This is a genomic window from Kitasatospora sp. NPDC058162, assembly GCF_042884005.1.
GTDB lineage: Bacteria > Actinomycetota > Actinomycetes > Streptomycetales > Streptomycetaceae > Kitasatospora.
The window spans coordinates 53812-72144 of sequence record NZ_JBHVUS010000036.1 but is presented as its reverse complement, the minus strand read 5'-3'; the positions used below and the strand labels follow the sequence as shown (position 1 = coordinate 72144).

Genomic DNA, 18333 nt, shown 5'->3' with positions numbered 1-18333 from the left:
ATCCGGCACCGGCTCAGGATCGCCCCGCCGAAGGCCCGGTACCGACCCGCCATCGGCTCGGCATCGCCCCGCCGGGCGTCCGGTACCGGCCCGGCCGAGCCGCGGTACCCCCGTAACCGCGCCTCGCCGCCGGGCCGACGGGCGTTCATCATCCTCGCGGCGCTGCGGCCCCGACCACGACGTTGACCTGACGTTGACCTGACACTTGGCCCGCGGGGGACTACGCTCATCCGCGATCCGGGTCGGCCGGGCGGGACGGCGACACGGTTCGCCGGGGATCCGGAGGTACGGGTGGTGGCTGCGGTTTTCGCTGCGCTGCTGCGGGAGCGACGCTTGTCGATGGGCTGGAGCCAGGACGAACTGGCGGACCGTTCGGGGGTTTCGGCCCGGTCGATCAGCGCGCTGGAGGCGGGCGGGCGCCGGCCGCGGATGTCCTCGGTGGTCCGGCTCGCCGAGGCCCTCGGCGTCGACCCGGACACCCGCGCCCGGTGGCTGACCGCCGTCCGGGACGGCGACGCGCCGGAGGCCGTACCGGCACCCGACGAGGCGCCGCCGCTCCCCGCTCGGCCGCCGCTCCCCGCCGCGCAGTCGGGCCCGCGGCAACTCCCGATGGCCATCCGCCATTTCACCGGTCGGGCCCCCGAACTCCGGGTCCTCGACGCCCTGCTGGCCGATGTGACCCCCGGCTGCGGTGCGGTGGTGATCTCGGCGATCGCCGGCACCGCCGGTGTCGGCAAGACCACCCTGGCCGTGCACTTCGGCCACCGGGTGGCCGACCGCTTCCCCGACGGCCAGCTCTTCGCCAACCTCCGGGGCTTCGACCCGGCCCGGACCCCCGTCGACGCCGCCGAGGTGGCCCGCGGCTTCCTGGACGCCCTGGGTGTCCCGGCCCTGCGCGTCCCCGCCGACCCGGACGGGCAACTCGCCCTCCTGCGCAGTCGGTTGGCGGGCACCCGGACGCTGATCGTGCTGGACAACGTCCGGGAGGCGGAACAGGTCCGCCCACTGCTGCCGGGCTCCCCCACCTGCCTGGTCGTGGTCACCAGCCGGAACCGGCTGCCCGGGCTGGTCGCCCTGGACGGCGCCGTGCCGCTGGCCCTGGACGTACTCTCCCGCGAGGAGGCCCGCGAACTGTTCGCCCGCCGCCTCGGCGCCGCCACCGTCGACGAACAGCAGGACGCGGCCGACGAGTTGATCGAGCTGTGCGCCCGGCTGCCGCTCGCGCTGAACATCGCCGCCGCCCGGGCGGCCGACCACCCCGGCACCCCGCTCGACGTCTGGGCGCGCGAACTGCGCGACTCCCGGATGCGCCTGGACCTGCTCTCGGCCGGTGACAGCCGTGCCGACGTCCGGGTGGTGCTCTCCTGGTCCTACCGCGCGCTGGCCCCGCAGGCCGCCCGGCTGTTCAGGCTGCTCGGCCTGCACCCGGGCCCCACCATCAGCGTGGCGGCGGCCGCCAGCCTGGCGGGCCGTTCGCTGTCCCGGACCCGCGCCCTGCTGGAAGACCTGCACCGCGCCCACCTGATCACCGCGCCGGAGCACGGCCGGTACACCTTCCACGACCTGCTGCGCGCGTACGCCGCCGAGCAGGCGGCCGCCCTCGAACCGCCGGACGGACGGGCGGGAGCGACCCGGCGGATGCTCGACCACTACCTCCACACCGCGCACCGGGCGGCCTGCCTCGCCTACGCCGACGACGCCGCCTGGCAGCCGCTCGACCTCGCCGGCCCCGCCGCCGGGGTGACGCCCGAGGAGCTCGGCGACCGGCAGCGGGCACTCGCCTGGTACCGGGAGGAGCAGCCGGTGCTGGAGCGGGTCGTCGACTCCTCGCACGCGGCCGGGTCCGACGTCCACACCTGGCAGCTGGTCGGCGCCCAGGTGCCCTACCTGCTCAAGTCGGGGCTGTGGCAGCAGTGGCAGCGGGCGAGCGAGACCGCGCTGGCCGCCGCCGAACGCACCGGGGACCTCGGCCGCCGGGCCCACGCCCACCGCTGGCTCGGCCAGGTGCACCGCTCCCAGGACCGCCAGCCCGAGGCCCAGCGCGAACTGCGCCTGGCCCTCGGCCTGTTCGAGGCACTCGGCGACCGGCCGCGCGAGGGCCGCACCAGGCTCGACCTCGCCATCGCCCACGGCGAGGTACGGGCCGACGCCGAGGCGGTCGCCGAGTCCCGGCGGGCCCTGGAGCTGTTCGAGTCCATCGGCGACCCCTCCGGGCAGGCCCTCGCCCTCAACAGCATCGGCTGGTACCTCGCCCAGCAGGGCGAGTTGCGCGAGGCACTCCCCCACTGCCGACGCGGCCTGGAGCTGGCCCGCGAGGTCGGCAACCTGCCCGGCCAGTCGTCCATCTGGGACAGCATCGGCTTCATCCACCACCAGCTCGGCGAGTACCAGGAGGCCCTGCCCGCCTACCGGGAGTCCCTGAGCCTGCGCCGGGCGGTCGGCGACTACTTCCTCCAGGCCGACATCCACACCCACCTCGGCGACACCCACCTCGCCCTCGGCGACACCGACGCCGCCCGCGCCGACTGGACCCGCGGCCTGGCCATCCTGGAGGACCTCCAACACCGCGACGCCGACGCCGTCCGCGCCCGCCTCCACCGCCTCGACGCCACCGGCCGGCCCTAAGGCGTGTCTGACAGTTCCCGCGGGCGGGTGGCGGACCGACCCGTTCCTTGCCGGGCGGCGCCGCCCTCCGCTGACAGTCTCCGGATGTGCCGAACGGCGATGAGCGGCACGCTCACCCCGATCAGATTGCCGTACGCCACCGCCGCGTAGAAGCCGTCCGCGCTGCCGGCGGCGTGTGCCGAAGCGGCGCTGACCGCGACGATCAGGCCGAAGTAGACGGCGTTGAGCACGATGGCCCGGAAGCCGCCGCCGGTCTCCTCCATGACGGTCAGCGAGGTGAGCACGGGGCCCTGGACGGCGTAGGTGAGCGCCACGGCACCCAGGTACCTTCCGGCGGCTGCGGCCACCCCGGCGTCGCCGCCGATCAGCCGCGCCAGCGGGTCGTGCACCAGCCACACCAGCACCGCGATCGCCGCGTAGGCGATGACGGTGACCTCGATGCCACCGCGCATCAGTGCACGTATGCGTCGCCAATCGCCCTTTCCCCGCTGCTGGTTGATGGTGATCGCGGTGGCCGTGCCCAGGACCGTTCCGGGCAGCAGTACGACGTTCTGCACGGTGGACACGACCGTGAACCCGGCCACGGCGTCCTGCCCGTAGTCCCCGAGGACGCGGATGACCGCGAGGTTGTACGCGGAGATCAGGAGGAGCGACAGGGCGATGGGCACGCCGATGCGGCGCAGGTCGGTGAGGACTTCGCGCCGCCAGACCAGGACGGCCGACGGATGCCACAGCTCGGTGCGGCGCAGCAGCACCAGGCCCATGGCCAGGCCGGTCAGACCCGCGGTCGCCTCGGCGACGGGCACCGCCGCGATCCCGACCCCGGTGCCGAGCCCGAGGCCGGCCACGAGGCCGATCCGTACGCCCGCCGTGCCGACGACCAGGAGGGTGGCGTGCCGCACGTACCCGTAGCCGCGCAGGCCGGCCGCGCAGAGCTCCGCCCCGACGGCCGGCAGACTGGCGGCGCTGGTCCACCGCAGGAATGAGACGAACGTGTCCCGCTGCTCGGCGTCCACCTGGAGGAGACCGGTCAGCAGGGGAGCCGCGATCGCGAGGAGCAGGTACAAGGCCGCGCCGAGCCCGAGCCAGAACCTGGCCAGGCTGGCGGCGTTCGCCATGACGTCCCGGGGACGCCCGGCCCCCTTGCTGATCGCGGCGGCGACCTGGTGGGAGACCGCGAAGCCCACGGTCACGGCGAGGACGACGAGGCTGACCGGCTGGTACAAGGAGCGGAGGTAGACGGCGTCGTCCCCCATCCGCCCCAGAACGGCGACGATGCCGAGCTGGACGGCGAAGTTGAGGGACTCGGCCACCAAGAGCGGAACAGCGAGGCCCGCTATGGTGCGCCACACGTCCCTTCTTTCCTGGGTGGCCAGGGAGAACACACGGACCTCCGGGAGTGCGACGGCTGGGCGTGAAGGGCGAGGAGTCGCGGGACGCTATCGACATTCCCCGAGGAATGTCCACGGAGGCCCGCCGGTTCAGGCCGCTGCCGTGCACCAGCGCACGCACAACTGCTGGTATTAGTAGGGCATGCAGGAAGAGACGGCACGCTCCGCGATCGACACCTTCATCTCCGCGTTCAACGCCTCGGACGACAGCTATGTGACTGCCCTGCTCTCCCAGGCCCTGACCTCGGACGTGGTCTTCTGGGGGCCGTTGGGCCGCAGCGAGGGAATCGCGGCGGTCGAACGGTTCGTGCTGGACCTCCGGCGCCACCCGGCGGGGACCGGCACGATGGCGCGCTGCTCAGCGGTGGACATGCCTGACGAGTGGGCCCGGTACCGGTGGGTCTTCACCACCCCGGCCGGAGGCCCCCGCCTGTCGGGAACAGACGTCGTCCATCTGCGGCGGAACCTCATCGACCAGGTCATCGTCTTCGGGGGGTTTATGGCGCCGCCCTATACTTGAGCCGTCCTCGTGCGGCGGTCGTGGGGGTGTGCGCGCCCTTTCGTGGGTGTGGCGGCGCGCCGCCGCGGGGGCGCGGGGGGGGGGCGCGGGACAGGTCTGCATACAACCGGGAGTGTCGTGTCAGTTCCTCACAGGCGGCGCAGGAAGACGTCCTGGAGGAGGTTGGTGTCCCCCGGCACCAGGTTGCCGTCTCCAGCGTTGAAGATCACCGTGTCGCCGGTGGCGTCCACCCGGGGGCCGGCGGAGGTGGCCGTGCTCTGGGCGCCGTCGCGGGTGAGGCTGACGCGCTCGGTCGTCCCGGTCCACAGGTCGCGGCGGAAGACGTCGACGGCGCCGTTGGTGTCGCCGGGGACGAGGTTGTCGGCACTGGAGTCGAAGTAGATCCAGCGGTCGTCGGCGGTCAGGTCGCCGCCGGACGAGTCGCCGTCCGAAGTGGTGCCGGGCAGGCCGGTGTTGACCTTGGTGGTCCGGCCGGTAGCCAGTTCGTGGACGTACACGTCCAGCCGGGTGCCGCCGTGGCCGGGGCGGCCCGGGCCGTAGGTCGCGAGGGAGTAGAGGAGGTAGCGGCCGTCCCGGCTGACCCGGGCGTCGTAGGCCGCGTCGCCCAAGTGTCCGGCGGCGTCCAGGCTGCCGGCGGTGATCCGGCCGGTGTCGGCCTTCCAGACGTAGTAGGGGTAGTAGTGGGGCCGCGCCAGCGCGCGGGAGCCCGCCGAAGCGGGCGCGGTGACGGGGAGCAGGTTGTCCGCCCGGGAGCCGAAGCCGACCGTCGCGCCGTCGGCGCTGATCGTCGGCTTGAAGGAGTTGGCCTGGGCGGCCGAGCCGTCGGCGCCGATGGTGACCAGGCGGCTGGTGCCGGTCCAGCGGTCGGTGACGTAGACGTTGTTCTGGCCGGTGACCGCCGCGCCGGTGGCGAGGTCGCCGCGGTTGGAGACGTAGGCGACGTAGCGGCCGTCCCGGCTGATCGACGGGCTCTCGGCGTCGTAGCGGCTCTGGTCGTCGGTGGTGGGCAGGCCGCCCGCGGTGACCAGTTCGGTGCGGCCGGTCCAGCGGTCGCGGACGTAGATGTCGCTGCGGTGCTTGGACCCGCCGGGCAGCACGTTGGTGGCGCTGGCGCTGAACGCCACGTACCGTCCGTCGCCGCTGATCGAGGCCTCGAAGGTCATCGCGTTCAGCTTGGCGCCGTCGTCGGCCACGCTGGCCCGCTCGATGTGGCCGTTGCGGAGGTCCCGTACGTAGATCTCGCTGTTGTTCGGGGTGCCGGGCTGGGGCAGCAGGTCGGTGGCGGTCGAGGAGAACAGCGCGTAGCGGCCGTCGTCGCTCAGCCCGAGGGCGGTCGAGGCACCGTCGAGCTGCTCGCCCTTGGCGCCCTCGCTGACGCGGGCGGTCTCGCCCTTGGGCGGCCGGGCCTCGGCGGCGGGCATCGCGGCGCCGGCCGCGATGGCGGCCACCAGGACGGCGGCGGCGCGGGCCGACCGGCGGCGGGTGCGGGCGGTGGTCATGGATCGTCCTCCCCAGATGACGGTGCCGGGCTCGAACACCCCCGCGGCCCGGTTCGGGAAGAGCCAATCGCCCTCCCGGAGGACCGGTCAACGACCCGGCGCGAGGTCGTCCGGAAACGCGCCGCCGCCCGGATTTCCGGCCGAAACCTCCCGCTCCGCTACGCCCGTCCCGCCAGAGGCGGGCCGGCGCGGCAACAGGGTGCCGCACCGGCCCGGGGGGTCAGGCCGAGGTGCCCGTGCGGCCGCGGCGGCCGAGCAGTACGCCCGCCGCCGTACCGAGGACGCCGACCACGATCCCGGCGATGCCGAGGCCGCGGGCGGTCGAGTCGCTGCTGCTCACCTTCTCCGCCGCCGTCGTCTTGGCTGCGGCCGGCGCAGCCGGCGCACTGCCCGTCGGTGCCGGCGTAGCGGCGTCGGTGCTGTCCGCGTCGTCGGCGACCGCCGCCGTCAGGTGCAGCACCGGGGCCGGGTTCTTCGGCTCGGGCTGGCCGGCCTGGGGCTCCTCGATCCAGCGCACCACGTTGCCGTCGCTGTAGGTCTGGAGGGCCTTGAAGACGACCTTGTCCGTGCCCTCGGGCAGGGCGCCGAGCTCGACGGTGAAGTCCTGGTAGTGGCCGGGGGTGATCTGGCCGCCGGTCCAGACGACCTGCGAGACCACGTCGGTGACGTCGCCGTCGTCGGTGTGGATCGGGGTGGCGAGCTTGGTCGTGGTGATCTTGTCGGTCCAGCCGGGCACCGGCGCGACCATGGCGGACGGGACGGGGTGGTCGGTCGGGAAGTCGATCTCCACCTGGACCGTGCTCTTGGTGTCGTCCTCGTTCGGCACCCGGAAGGCGAAGGTCTGGTCGGTGGCGTTCTTCGGGACGCTGGACGGCTCCACGACGACGTGCGCGGAGGCGCTCGCGGCGGCGGCCAGCACGGTCGCGCCGGCCAGGAGGGTGGCAGCGGCCAGGCGAATCACGGGGGAAGTTCTCATGATGCGGGTTCTCCAGGGAAGGGCACGCGCGGCCGCGCGCACGGGCGGCGGGCACGACGGAGCGGCGCCGGCGCCGTACGGGGGCGCGTGCGGGTGGTGATCGGGGGCGGGAGGACGGCCGTGCCCGGGAGCGTTCCGCTCCGGTCACGCCGCCGCGTACCCCGGCGGGCCGCGCCTGATCACCACGTGCCGCAGGAAGGCCGAGCCGGCCCGGCCCGAACGGTCGGCCCCCGCCGCCCCGCGCAGAGCAGCCCCGGGGGCGTCGAGCCCGTCCCGCAGGGCCGCGAACAGGGCCAGCACGACCCGGAGTTGGGACGCACAGGCGCGCCCGGTGGCCTCGGCGGTGCGGGCCGCGAGCCGGACCAGGGCCCACACCGCCGCCTCGCCCCGTCGCAGCCACCATCCGGCGGCGAGGGTCGCGGCCAGGTGCGCCAGGAGCATCGCGGGGCTCAGCCCGACGAGCGTCGCATGGCACCAGAAGCCGATGTGGGTCGCCGCGAGGGCGCTGTGGTGGGCCGCGCCCGCGCCCGCCGTGACGTGTGTCAGCCCAGCGTCGCGACGGTCGGCCATCCCCGCCATACCCGGCATCCCTGACATTCCGGCCATGTCCGGCATGTCAGCCATCCCCGGCATACCGGCAGTACCGGGCGTACCGGCTGTACCGGCTGTACCGGCCATGCCGCCCGCTCCGCCCCGCACCGGCGCCGGGTACCCGCCCCGGGCCGCGTGGAACAGCAGGTGCAGGCCCAGCTGGCCACCCGCCAGAGCGCCGACGATCGCCCGGGCCGAACGCTCCCGGCGGGCGCCGAGCACGGCGAACGCCGCGACCAGCACCCACCCGAGCAGCAGCGCGCCGGGCGGGATCCGGTCCCCCGAGGCGAGCGCGTGCCCGGCCGCGGACAGCACGACGCAGACCGTCGCGAAGGGCAGGGCCCGCAGCACGCGAAGGTCGAGGGCGGCGGCGCGCACCGGCAGCGGCGCGGGCCCGGCATCGAGGTCGGTCATGGCGGCGCCATCATGGCACGGGATCCCTGGGGCCCGTCGGGGTCTCCCCTGATTCGTCCCCGATACGGCGCCCGGCGGCGTTTCGGCCCGCCCCGCCCCGGCTAGGACAGGCGTACAACCCGTCCGGGAAACCGGGCCGCAGCGAGATCTACGAGGACACCATCGCGGCCCGCCGGAGAGGTAGTTGAGCTTAAGCGGATCTTCAGCAAGGCCCTGCCATCCTGTCCGGGCCGCGGTTCGCCCCGGCCTCCGCCACCGCTCCCAGCACCAGGCGGCTTCCCCCGCGTCCCGGCGGCGTCCGGGCCCCGAGACGGGTACCGGAAGCCGCTCGCCCCTGCCCCGTCACCGCCAGAGGATCGGCCGACCGTGTCGCAACTCCCGCACCTCCACGAGGCATCGGCGCACCACGCCGCCGACGCGTCCCGCACGTCCGCGCCCGCCACCGGGCGCGTCGTCATCGTCTCCGCGAGCGTGGGCGCCGGGCACGACGGAGCCGCCGCCCAACTCGCCCTGCGCCTGGCCGGGTTGGGTCTCGCCGTCGACCGCTGGGACTTCCTGGACCTGATCCCCGCCGGACTCGGGCCACTGGTCTCGGAGTGCTACCGGCGGCTGCTGACCATCGCCCCCTCCGCCTACCAACGGATCTACTCCAGCACCGAGTCCACCGGGCGTCCGGGCCCGCTGATCCGGCTGATCCAGCGCAGCACCCACCGGCGGCTGCTGCGCAGGCTCCCGCCGGACACCCGCGCGGTGGTGGCCACCTACCCGATCGCCGGGCAGGTGCTCGGCAGTCTGCGCCGCCGGGGGCGGCTGGCGGTGCCCGCCGCGGTCTACCTGACCGACTTCTCCGTGCACCCGCTGTGGGTGGCGCCCGGCGTCGACCTCCACCTGGCCGCCCACCCCGTCCCGGCCGAGCAGGCTCGCGCGCACGGCGCCGAGCGGGTGGCGGTCGCCGGCCCGGTGGTCGATCCCCGCTTCACCCCGACCACCGGGGCCCTGCGCACGGCGGCCCGGGAGCGGTTCGGGCTGCCGCCGGGCGCGCCGCTGGCGCTGCTGGTGGCCGGCTCCTGGGGAGTGGGCGAGGTGGCGAAGGTGGCGGCCGAGGTGCGCGCCACCGGGGCGGCGGTGCCCGTCGTGGTGTGCGGGAAGAACCGGGCCCTCGCGGAGCGACTGCGGGCGGACGGTATCGACCACGCCTTCGGCTGGGTCGAGGACATGCCCGGCCTGATGCACGCCTGCGACGTGCTGGTGCAGAACGCCGGCGGCCTGACCTCGCTGGAGGCGCTCGCCTGCGGCCTGCCGGTCGTCAGCTACCGCTGCATACCCGGGCACGGCCTGACCAACGCGGCCGCCCTCGACCAGGCCGGCCTCGCCCCCTGGGTCCGCGACCCGGCGGAGCTGGCGTCCGTCCTGGCCGCCATGGTCGACGGGCCCACCGGGCGCCGGTACCGGGAGGCCGGGCTGGCGCTGCACCGCGACGCCTCCGGCCCGGCGGCCGCCATCGCCGCCGTGGCCGGCGTGGCGGTGTCGGACACCGCGCCGCCGGACGCCGCGCCGCAGCCGCTGATCCCGGCGCAACGACAGCACTCCGAACGACGAGCCGCCCCCGCACGGAACCTCACCCCTCGCCTCCCCGGACACCGCCCCGGCCGCCGGCTCGGCGTCGCGCTCGCGGCCCTCACCGCGACCGCTTGGCTCTCCACCGCCGGCACCCAACTCGCCGTCGCCTACGGGGGTTTCGACGCCGTCGACGCCGAGCACACCGGCCGGGCCTACCTCGTGGTGCACCCGCCGCACGGCGAGCACCTCGACGACGCCACCCTGCACGCGCTGTCCGCCGTGAAGGCCGCCGTCTCGATCGACACGGCCGAGGCCGCCGCCGACCCCGGCGAGGTCCGCCGCTTCGCGGCCGCCGGTCTCACCCTGGTCAACGCCGGCTACGGCCCGCCGTACCAGACCGGGATCGTCACCCGCCGCGACTCCGTCGAGGCGGGGGCCGGCGCACTGCGCTCCGCCACCGGCGCGGCCAGTGCCTTCTTCCTCTCCAGCCGGGACGTGGACGCCCTCGACCTCGGCCTGGCCGCCTACCACCACGAGCACCTGGTCGTCCCTGACCTCCGGATCGCCTGCGGCAGCGCGGCCACCCCGCAGCTCAAGCCCGGCCAGATCGTCCTGGTCGAATGCGGCAGCGCCGACCCGGCGGGGCTCACCACGACCCTGAACCGCCTGCTCACCTCCCACCGCCCGCCGCGCCTCGGCGCGCTGACCACCCTGTCCTGAGGCCCCCATGAAGCCCCGCGCGCTCCCGCTCCTCGGCGCCGCCGCTGCCGCCGTCACCGCCGTCCACGCGGCCCCCGTGCTCTCCACCTTCGGGCCGCTGCGCAACCGCCTGCTGCCCCGGCTCGCCGGGACCGGCCGCCCCGACCACGTCGCCCTGACCTTCGACGACGGCCCGGACCCGTTCTCCACGCCCGCCTTCCTGGCCCTGCTCCAGGAGCGCGGGGTGCACGCCACCTTCTTCCTGCTCGGGGAGATGGCCGTACGGTCCCCCGGGCTGGTGCGCGAGATCGCCGACGCCGGGCACGAGATCGCCGTCCACGGCTGGGCGCACCGCCCGCTGCTGCTGCGCGGTCCCCGCGCCACCCACCAGGACCTGCGCCGGGCCCGGGACGCCGTCGCCGAGCTGAGCGGCACCGCGCCGCGCTGGTTCCGGCCCCCGTACGGCGTGATGAGCGCGGGCGCCCACCTCGCCGCCCGCCGACTCGGCCTCACCCCCGTGCTGTGGACCAGCTGGGGCGAGGACTGGACCAGCCGCGCCACCCCGGAGAGCGTCCACCGCACCGTCACCGCCGACCTGTACGGCGGCGGCACCGTCCTGCTGCACGACTCGGACTGCACCTCCGCCCCCGCCGCCTGGCGCTCGGCCCTCGGCGCCCTGCCCGGGCTGCTCGACCACTGCTCCGCCGAGGGCTGGCAGGTCGGCCCGCTCCGCGACCACGGGATCGGGGCGGGGCACCCGGGCGCGGCGGCCTGAACCGATCCTGCGGCGGCCCGTGAACCGGTGAAGCCCTCAGCCCGCCGCCCGGTCGGGGGCCGGCTGCGACCCGGCGGCGGCGCGGGCCGCCTTGGCGCACACCCGCCGCAGCAGGGCGTTCAGTTCGGTGCGCTGGCCCTTCGTCAGCGGGGCCAGCAGCTCCTCCTGGACGGCCGCGGCGTCGCCGTGCAGCCCCTCCAGGGCGGCCTCGCCCGCGGCGGTGAGGGTCACCACCTCGTGGCGGCCGTTGACCTGCACCACCATCGACTGCACCAGCGCGGCTTCCAGCAGCTCGTCGAGCGCCCGGGACACCTCCGGCGCGGGCAGGCGCAGCCGCGCGGCGAGGTCGGGCCGGGCGTGCGCGCCCTGCCGGGCCAGCGCCGACAGCACCGCCAGGTGGGTCTGGCCCATCGAGCGGGCCCGCCACCGGTCCGCCAGCAGGGCGTCCGCCGCCCGGCCGGCCGCGGAAAGGAGGTAGACCGTCTGCTCGAAGGGACTCGACGACCCCTTCCGCCCGTCGTACACGCGGCATCCAATCGCTGGGGAGGGCTGCACCACCTCCGGTCCGGACCCCGGAGTGCCGACGCCCACGCCCGCGCCGGGCCGGGTCGCACCGGCGGTGAGCGGCCCGGAAAGCGCGGGAGGCGCGGGGGCCACGGGCACGCGGTGATGCGGACGGGCGGGAGCAGCCACACCCTATCCAGGGTCGGGCGTTCCGGTCTACATCGATGTCGTCAAACGCTGAGGTCACTGGCCGTGCGGGGCTCGCGCGAGGTGCTCCACCCGCTCGCGCGGCCCGCCTGCCGGCCGGGTCTCGCCCTGACGGCTGCTCGACGGATCTCCGGGCACGGAACCGTGTCGATCGTATAGGGATCTTTCGGGCTGCCCCATACTCGCGGTCTGTTCGAGGGTCCCGGCGCTGCGCCCGGCAGTCGACCGGGGCATCCACCCGGAGCCAGACGGAGGACACATGACCACGCCCAAGCCCGCCCCGGCCGCCGATCCGGTCGTCGCGGCGCCGACGTACCTGGCGGACATCCGCAACTTCTTCCGCCCCGAGGACGTGGCCCACATGGGCGCCAAGGGCATCGACCTCGGCACCTACGACGGGGTGAAGAAGAACGCCCTCACGATCTTCGCCCACACCTCACCGCCCAACGCGGACATGCCCCCGGACGCGGCGGGCAAGTGGAGCGCCAACCGTTCGCAGACCTTCAAGAACTGGATCGTCAACGGCTTCCCGCTCGGTACCGCCCCGGTCGGGACCCCGCCGGCCGGAGGTGCGCCGACCCGGCTGCGCAAGGACGTCACGGCCCTGACCGACGCCGAATTCGCGCTCCTGGCACAGGCGTTCAACGGGGTCATGGCCCGCGACAGCACGGCACCGGACGGCTACTTCGTCCTGGCCGGGCAGCACGGCCTGCCGGGGAGCTACTGCCTGCACCACGAGAACCGCTTCAATCCGTGGCACCGGGTGTACCTGCGCGCCTTCGAGGACGCGCTGCGCTCCGTCCCGGGCTGTCAGGACGTGACGATCCCCTACTGGGACATCTCCACCCCGCTGCCGGACCGCCTCCAGCACCCGCCGTTCGACCAGTACGTCCTGCCGGCCGACCCCGGCGCCACCGCGACGCCGCCCGTGACCGGGTTCTTCCCGTACACCACCCAGCGCTACTCGGTCGCCCAGATCACGAAGAACGTCACGGACTTCGGGGTCCTGACCGACATCACCACGTCGATGGCGCAATCCCTCTGGGGTGCGTACAACACCAACGGCTACCAGGACTTCTCGATCCAGGCCCACGACGGCGGCCACGGATCGGTCGGGCCGACGATGGGGCTCCAGGAGGTCTCCGCCTACGACCCGGTGTTCTGGTTCTTCCACTGCAACATCGACCGGCTCTGGCTGAGCTGGCAGGCCCGCGCCTCCGCGACCGACCTGGCCGGGTTCCGGACCACCCTGGCCGGGCAGGACGACAGCTGGCTCACGACGCCGTTCAACACGCTGCCGCCGTACAGCACGACCGCCGACCAGACCATCGCCACCGACATCACGTACGACAAGCTCGACCTGCCCGCCCCTGCGGAGGCCGTCATGGAGAACCTCTCCGGCAGCATCGACGCCGCCCACAGCTTCGCTATCCGCAGTACCGACCCCGTCTCGGTGCGGGTGAAGGGCATCGACCGGCTGAACATCCCGGGGTCGTTCATCGTGAGCCTGCTCGCCGACGGCGAGCCGGTCGCGAAGCGGTTCTTCTTCCAGCTGACCAACCCGCGCGACTGCGCGACCTGCGTGAAGCACGGCATCGTCAACATCGACTTCCGGCTGGCGCAGGAGCAGATCCTCGACCGGAAGCTGTCCGTCCGGATCGACGTGCCCGGCCACGCCGGGGAGATCGGTACGGCCTTCCCGCTCGCACAGGCCGGCAGCCCGACCGTCAACGCGCGGCTGCTGGTCGGCGAGGCGTAGTCGTCGCGTTGTGCCCGTTCACCCGAGGGCCCTGGGGCTCCCGGGTGAACTGCTGTACGCGGCCTCAGCGGGCGAACTTCTCCTTGGCCGCCGGGGTGACCGGGGTGAAGAAGTTGACCAGGTTGCCGTCGGGGTCGCGGAACAGCAGCGACCGGTTGCCCCACGGCATCGTGGTCGGCCCGGCGACGACGTCGGTGACGAACGCGGCCAGGTTGCGGTGGACGCGGTCCACGTCGTCGACGAGGAACTCGGTGATCACGCTGTGGTTGTCCGCCGGGCGGGCCGAGCCCGGGGCGAACAGCGGGACGGTGCGGGTGCCGGCGATCGCGAGGGTGGCGCCGCCGATCCGGAGTTCGGCGAAGTCCTCGGTGGCCCACACCGCCGCTGCCCCGGTGGCCCGCTCGTAGAACTCGACGAGGCGCGCGACGTCGCCGGTGATGATGCGGATCGAGACGAAGTCCATGGGAATCTCCTTGGCCGTGCTGGAACGTGCAGGCCACAGGCTAGGAGGAATAGTGGACAGAATCGGTCCCCTATTTGCAGCTAGGCTGCCCGCATGTCCCGACCCACCGGCCGCGTGCTGACCCTGCTCGAGCTGCTGCAGTCCGGCGGCACCCGGACCGTCGCCGAACTCGCCGACCGCCTCGGCGTCCAGGGGCGCACCGTGCGGCGGTACGTCGACCAGTTGATCGACCTGGACGTCCCCGTGGAGTCGGTGCGCGGCCGCTACGGCGGGTACCGGCTCGCCCCCGGCTACCGGCTGCCCCCGCTGATGCTCAGCGACGACGAGGCGCTGGCCGTGCTGCTCGGCCTGCTCGCCGGCCGCCGGGCGGGGCTGACCACGGCACAGCGCACGGCCGGTGAGACGGCGGCCGCGAAGATCCGACGCGTGCTGCCCAAGCACCTCGCCCGCCGGCTCGACACCCTCCTGGAGGCCCTCGCCTTCACCGAGCAGCCCGGCGACTTCGACACCCCGGACGCCGAGGTGCTGCTCACCCTCGCCGACGCGGTGCGCCACCGCCGGCCGGTCGCGGTCCGCTACACCGACCGCGACGGACGGCGCAGCGAACGCACGCTGCACGCGTACGGGATCGTCGCCCATGCGGGCCGCTGGTACGTCACCGGCCAGGACGCCCGCCTCGGCGAGGACCGGACCTTCCGGCTCGACCGCATCACGGACGCGAGGGCCCTGACCGGCTCCTTCGAGGAGCCCTCTGGTCCCGGCCCGGCGGAGCGGGTGCTGGCGGCGTTCGCCACGGCCGAGTACCGGCACGAGGTGACCTTGCGGATCCACGGGACGGTCGGGCAGATCCGTGCCCGGCTCCCGGCGAGCGTCGCCAGCCTGGAGGAGTGCGGACCGGCGGAGGCCGAGCAGTGGCGACGGGTCGAGCTGCGGGCGGAGCGGCTCGACTGGCTGCCCGCCGTACTCGCCTCGCTGGACCGGCCGTTCGCCATCGAGCGCCCCGACGAACTGCGCGACCTCGTCGCCGCGTTGGCCGAGCGCCTCGCCTCCTACGCCCGCGGCCAGGCCTGAAGCCGCGCCGCCCGACGGGGCGACGCGGCTCTCACGGGTGGGGCGAGGGCTAGAAGCTGGTCAGGCCGATCTGCTGGACGCCGTTGGTCTGGTCGGTCCAACCGCCCGCGAGGCCGCCGTCCTTGACAAGGAAGTGGTTGTCATTCGACAGGACACCGACCCGGCCTGCGGCGCGGTCCAGCTGGAGGTCGGCGACGTTGTTCGTCTCCGGCGTCCACGCCGCCAGCAGGCCACCCTCCTTCACCGACGCCGTCCCGTCGTTGAACACCACACCGATCCAGTTACCGGACAGCCGAAGCTGCTTCACGCCATTGGTCTCGTCCGTCCAACTCCCGGCGAGACCACCGTCCTTGACGATCGCGTGTCCGTCGGTGGACAGGACACCGACCCGGCCTGCGGCGCGGTCCAGCTGGAGATCGGCGACGTTGTTCGTCTCCGGCGTCCACGCCGCCAGCAGATCGCCCTCCTTCACCGACGCCGTCCCGTCGTTGAACACCACACCGATCCAGTTGCCCGACAGCCGAAGCTGCTTCACACCGTTCGTCTCGTCCGTCCAACTCCCCTTCAGGCCACCGTCCTTCACCACCGCATGCCCATCCGTGGTCAACACACCCACCCGCCCCGCGCCCTGGTCCAGCTCGAAGTCGGCAACCCCACCACGCTCGTCCACCCACGGCGCGCTCAGGTCCCCCTCCTTCACATACAGCTCACCACCGGTCGTCAGCACACCGATCCAGCTCCCGCTGATCTTGAACTTCGCCAACCCGCCACCCCACTCCGGACTCCACCCCGCCGTGAGCCCGCCCTGCTTCACCGTCAGCGCACCGTTCTGCAGCACCCCGATGCGCGAGTTCCAGGCGCCCGTCAGGCTGGCGGGGCTGATGTAGGCGCTGATCCGCATGTTGACGGCGGCGGGGACGGAGCCGACCGGGACTTCGGCGGCGGCGAGGGTGAGGTTCTGCACGGTCGCGGTCCGGGCGAAGGACGGCTCGTCCGCGCCCTGGCCGCCCCAGTCGCCGTTGGTGGTCAGAACGGATCCGTCCGGGTTGATCCGGGTGACGAGCCCGACGTGGTCGGCACGCCCGGCGCCGTTGTAGTTGTAGAGCACCGCGTCACCGAGCTGGGGGCGGTAGTCCGCCCCGGTGTGGAGCGTGCCCTTGGCCTGGCCGTAGGCGTAGAAGGTGCCCGAGGCGGCGGTCAGGCCGGTGACGTCCAGGCCCGCGTTCTGCCAGACCCAGGCGGCGAAGTCGGAGCACCAGTACTCGGGCTTGCAGCTGTTCCCGAAGGACGCGCCGCCGAGGCTGTTCGACGCGCCGTTGACCACCGAGCAGGAGCCGGCGCCCTTGCCGGAGTTGGCCAGGGCCAGGGTGGCGACGTCGCTTCCGGTGGTCGCGGAGGCGGACGGCGCGGCGAGGGTGACGCAGGCGCCGAGCAGCGCGGTCGAGAGCGGGACGGTCAGCAGGCGCAGGGCGCGGGACATGGCGAAGTGGTCCTTTCGTTGATGATCAGTCAGATGGCTTTGCACATAGCGGCGGTCGGATGCCAGCGCTTCAGAAGCTGGTGAGGCCGAGCTGCTGGACGCCGTTGGTCTGGTCGGTCCAACTGCCCGCGAGGCCGCCGTCCTTGACCAGGGCGTGTCCGTCGGTGGACAGGACACCGACCCGGCCGGAGGCGCGGTCGAGCTGGAGGTCGGCCACGTTGTTCGTCTCCGGCGTCCACGCCGCCAGCAGGCCACCCTCCTTCACCGAGGCCGTACCGTCGTTGAACACCACACCGATCCAGTTACCGGACAGCCGAAGCTGCTTCACGCCATTGGTCTCGTCCGTCCAACTCCCGGCAAGACCACCGTCCTTGACAATGGCGTGACCATCCTTGGTCAACACACCGACCCGGCCGGAGGCGCGGTCCAGCCGGAGATCGGCCACGTTGTTCGTCTCCGGCGTCCACGCCGCCAGCAGATCGCCCTCCTTCACGGAGACCGTCCCGTCGTTGAACACCACACCGATCCAGTTACCGGACAACCGCAGCTGCTTCACACCGTTCGTCTCGTCCGTCCAACTCCCCTTCAGTCCGCCGTCCTTCACCACCGCATGCCCGTCCGTCGTCAGCACACCCACCCGACCCGCACCCTGGTCCAGCTCGAAGTCGGCGACCCCACCGCGCTCGTCCACCCACGGCGCGTTCAGGTCCCCCTCCTTCACATACAGCTCGCCACCGGTCGTCAGCACACCGATCCAGCTCCCGCTCACCTTGAACTTCGCCAGCCCGCCACCCCACTCCGGGCTCCACCCCGCCGTGAGCCCGCCCTGCTTCACCGTCAGCGCACCGTTCTGCAGCACCCCGAGTCGTGGGGTCGGGGCCCACAGCGCGTCGACGATCAGCTGGGCGTCGCCGGACTGCGGCTGGTAGCGCTCGGGGAAGGCGGAGCCCTGGACGCCCTGGCACACCGTGCCGACCGGCTGGGTCTCCCAGGAGTTGTCGGGGAAGTTGGCGAGCATGTGGTTCAGGAAGGAGCTGGTGGCGTAGACCGGGTCCTCGACCTGGGCCGGGGTTCCCCAGCCGGCGCTCGGGCGCTGCTGGAACAGGCCCAGGCTGTCCGCGTCGCCGTAGGTCAGGTCGTTGATGCTGGATTCGACGATCGCGGTGGTGACGGCGATGACCGCAGCGTGGTTGTCGAGGCCCCGGTTCCGGACAGTGTTGACGATGGTCCGGGCGCAGGAGACGTTGTAGCTGTTCAGCGCACCGCGCATCCTGCCCTGGAGGCGGGGGTTGAGGTCGGCGGCTATCGCCTGGTCGGTCGCCGTGCCGTCGGGCGAGGCGGGGTCGCAGGCCACCGTGCCCGAGGGGACGGCGACGGCCATGGGCGCGGTGACGGCGGCGAGGGCGAGGCTGAGGGCGACGGCGGTCAGGCCGGTGGAGACGCCCTTGTGGATCCGGGTCATGGCTTTCTCCCTATCGAGGTGAGGATCAGTCGGTTGGGCGGCGCGGCAAGGGCGTCAGGAGGCGACCTGCTGCCAGTCGCCGAAGCTGGTGCCGGGGCCGGTCGCGGTGTTGCCCCGGGCGAGGATCGCGCCGGACGCCGACCGGGCGTAGACGTTCAGCGTCCCGTCGGGGAACCGGACCACCGAGGGCCGCCCGACGAACCCGCCACCGCTGCTGAGGGACTGCCACGCACCGAAGGCCGCACCCGGCGCACTCTGACCGAGACCGTTGACGTTCCCGTCCGCCAGCACCGCGTAGACGTGCAAAGTCCCGTCCGGGAACCGCACCACCTCCGGA

General features: G+C 73.6%; 14 protein-coding genes and 1 pseudogene. 6 read left to right on the top strand and 9 right to left on the bottom strand.

Features of this window, described 5'->3' with window-relative positions:
- Positions 1–294: 294 nt before the first annotated feature.
- Entirely contained in the window at positions 295–2625 is a 2331-nt protein-coding gene (locus ACFVXG_RS37980; protein ID WP_387934496.1) for an ATP-binding protein, read from the top strand.
- On the opposite strand, the gene ACFVXG_RS37975 is transcribed toward ACFVXG_RS37980, so the two are convergent.
- Complete coding sequence (locus tag ACFVXG_RS37975; RefSeq protein ID WP_387934494.1) at positions 2622–3977, bottom strand: MATE family efflux transporter; 1356 nt, start codon at positions 3975–3977, stop codon at positions 2622–2624. The genes ACFVXG_RS37980 and ACFVXG_RS37975 overlap by 4 nt on opposite strands.
- A 181-nt stretch (positions 3978–4158) precedes the next feature.
- On the opposite strand from ACFVXG_RS37975, the gene ACFVXG_RS37970 reads away from it, so the two are divergent.
- A complete protein-coding gene (locus ACFVXG_RS37970) occupies positions 4159–4536 on the top strand; it encodes a nuclear transport factor 2 family protein (RefSeq protein WP_387934493.1) in 378 nt (125 codons plus the stop codon).
- A gap of 128 nt (positions 4537–4664) precedes the next feature.
- Here the strand turns inward: ACFVXG_RS37970 and ACFVXG_RS37965 are convergent, their stop codons facing one another.
- The 3 genes from ACFVXG_RS37965 to ACFVXG_RS37955 form a co-directional block, all read right to left on the bottom strand.
- On the bottom strand, positions 4665–6035 hold the full coding sequence (locus tag ACFVXG_RS37965; protein ID WP_387934491.1) for a hypothetical protein: 1371 nt from the start codon (positions 6033–6035) through the stop codon (positions 4665–4667).
- Between the two features lie 220 nt (positions 6036–6255).
- Positions 6256–7011 (bottom strand): YcnI family protein, encoded by a 756-nt coding sequence (locus ACFVXG_RS37960; RefSeq protein ID WP_387934489.1) that lies wholly within the window; start codon positions 7009–7011, stop codon positions 6256–6258.
- Between the two features lie 144 nt (positions 7012–7155).
- Positions 7156–8016 (bottom strand): hypothetical protein, encoded by an 861-nt coding sequence (locus ACFVXG_RS37955; protein ID WP_387934488.1) that lies wholly within the window; start codon positions 8014–8016, stop codon positions 7156–7158.
- Between the two features lie 366 nt (positions 8017–8382).
- Between ACFVXG_RS37955 and ACFVXG_RS37950 the strand changes: the two genes are divergently transcribed.
- On the top strand, positions 8383–10296 hold the full coding sequence (locus ACFVXG_RS37950) for a glycosyltransferase (protein WP_387934486.1): 1914 nt from the start codon (positions 8383–8385) through the stop codon (positions 10294–10296).
- Positions 10297–10303: 7 nt separating this feature from the next.
- Positions 10304–11050: a polysaccharide deacetylase family protein gene (locus ACFVXG_RS37945; RefSeq protein ID WP_387934485.1), complete on the top strand. Its 747-nt coding sequence runs from the start codon at positions 10304–10306 to the stop codon at positions 11048–11050.
- Positions 11051–11086: 36 nt separating this feature from the next.
- On the opposite strand, the gene ACFVXG_RS37940 is transcribed toward ACFVXG_RS37945, so the two are convergent.
- On the bottom strand, positions 11087–11575 hold the full coding sequence (locus tag ACFVXG_RS37940) for a MarR family winged helix-turn-helix transcriptional regulator (protein WP_387934484.1): 489 nt from the start codon (positions 11573–11575) through the stop codon (positions 11087–11089).
- A gap of 445 nt (positions 11576–12020) precedes the next feature.
- On the opposite strand from ACFVXG_RS37940, the gene ACFVXG_RS37935 reads away from it, so the two are divergent.
- Positions 12021–13520, top strand: a complete 1500-nt coding sequence (locus ACFVXG_RS37935) for a tyrosinase family protein (RefSeq protein ID WP_387934482.1) — start codon at positions 12021–12023, stop codon at positions 13518–13520.
- A gap of 64 nt (positions 13521–13584) precedes the next feature.
- Here the strand turns inward: ACFVXG_RS37935 and ACFVXG_RS37930 are convergent, their stop codons facing one another.
- A complete protein-coding gene (locus ACFVXG_RS37930) occupies positions 13585–13983 on the bottom strand; it encodes a VOC family protein (RefSeq protein ID WP_387934480.1) in 399 nt (132 codons plus the stop codon).
- A 93-nt stretch (positions 13984–14076) separates the two neighbouring features.
- On the opposite strand from ACFVXG_RS37930, the gene ACFVXG_RS37925 reads away from it, so the two are divergent.
- Entirely contained in the window at positions 14077–15054 is a 978-nt protein-coding gene (locus ACFVXG_RS37925; RefSeq protein ID WP_387934478.1) for a helix-turn-helix transcriptional regulator, read from the top strand.
- 49 nt (positions 15055–15103) lie between these two features.
- On the opposite strand, the gene ACFVXG_RS37920 is transcribed toward ACFVXG_RS37925, so the two are convergent.
- The 3 genes and pseudogenes from ACFVXG_RS37920 to ACFVXG_RS37910 all read right to left on the bottom strand — a co-directional run.
- The gene (locus tag ACFVXG_RS37920) at positions 15104–16534 is read right to left on the bottom strand and encodes a CHAP domain-containing protein (RefSeq protein ID WP_387934476.1); all 1431 of its coding nucleotides are present in this window, start codon (positions 16532–16534) and stop codon (positions 15104–15106) included.
- A 70-nt stretch (positions 16535–16604) separates the two neighbouring features.
- Positions 16605–17996 carry a hypothetical protein gene (locus ACFVXG_RS37915; RefSeq protein WP_387934475.1) on the bottom strand — a complete coding sequence of 464 codons (1392 nt, stop codon included), beginning with the start codon at positions 17994–17996 and terminating at the stop codon, positions 16605–16607.
- 54 nt (positions 17997–18050) lie between these two features.
- A pseudogene (locus ACFVXG_RS37910) lies at positions 18051–18333 on the bottom strand (hypothetical protein); the annotation flags it as partial.

Coding starts and splice junctions, on each gene's coding strand:
- ACFVXG_RS37970 (WP_387934493.1), top strand. CDS start 4,159: ATGCAGGAAGAGACGGCACGCTCCGCGATCGACACCTTCATCTCCGCG.
- ACFVXG_RS37965 (WP_387934491.1), bottom strand. CDS start 6,035: ATGACCACCGCCCGCACCCGCCGCCGGTCGGCCCGCGCCGCCGCCGTC.
- ACFVXG_RS37960 (WP_387934489.1), bottom strand. CDS start 7,011: ATGAGAACTTCCCCCGTGATTCGCCTGGCCGCTGCCACCCTCCTGGCC.
- ACFVXG_RS37955 (WP_387934488.1), bottom strand. CDS start 8,016: ATGACCGACCTCGATGCCGGGCCCGCGCCGCTGCCGGTGCGCGCCGCC.
- ACFVXG_RS37945 (WP_387934485.1), top strand. CDS start 10,304: ATGAAGCCCCGCGCGCTCCCGCTCCTCGGCGCCGCCGCTGCCGCCGTC.
- ACFVXG_RS37935 (WP_387934482.1), top strand. CDS start 12,021: ATGACCACGCCCAAGCCCGCCCCGGCCGCCGATCCGGTCGTCGCGGCG.
- ACFVXG_RS37930 (WP_387934480.1), bottom strand. CDS start 13,983: ATGGACTTCGTCTCGATCCGCATCATCACCGGCGACGTCGCGCGCCTC.
- ACFVXG_RS37925 (WP_387934478.1), top strand. CDS start 14,077: ATGTCCCGACCCACCGGCCGCGTGCTGACCCTGCTCGAGCTGCTGCAG.
- ACFVXG_RS37920 (WP_387934476.1), bottom strand. CDS start 16,534: ATGTCCCGCGCCCTGCGCCTGCTGACCGTCCCGCTCTCGACCGCGCTG.
- ACFVXG_RS37915 (WP_387934475.1), bottom strand. CDS start 17,996: ATGACCCGGATCCACAAGGGCGTCTCCACCGGCCTGACCGCCGTCGCC.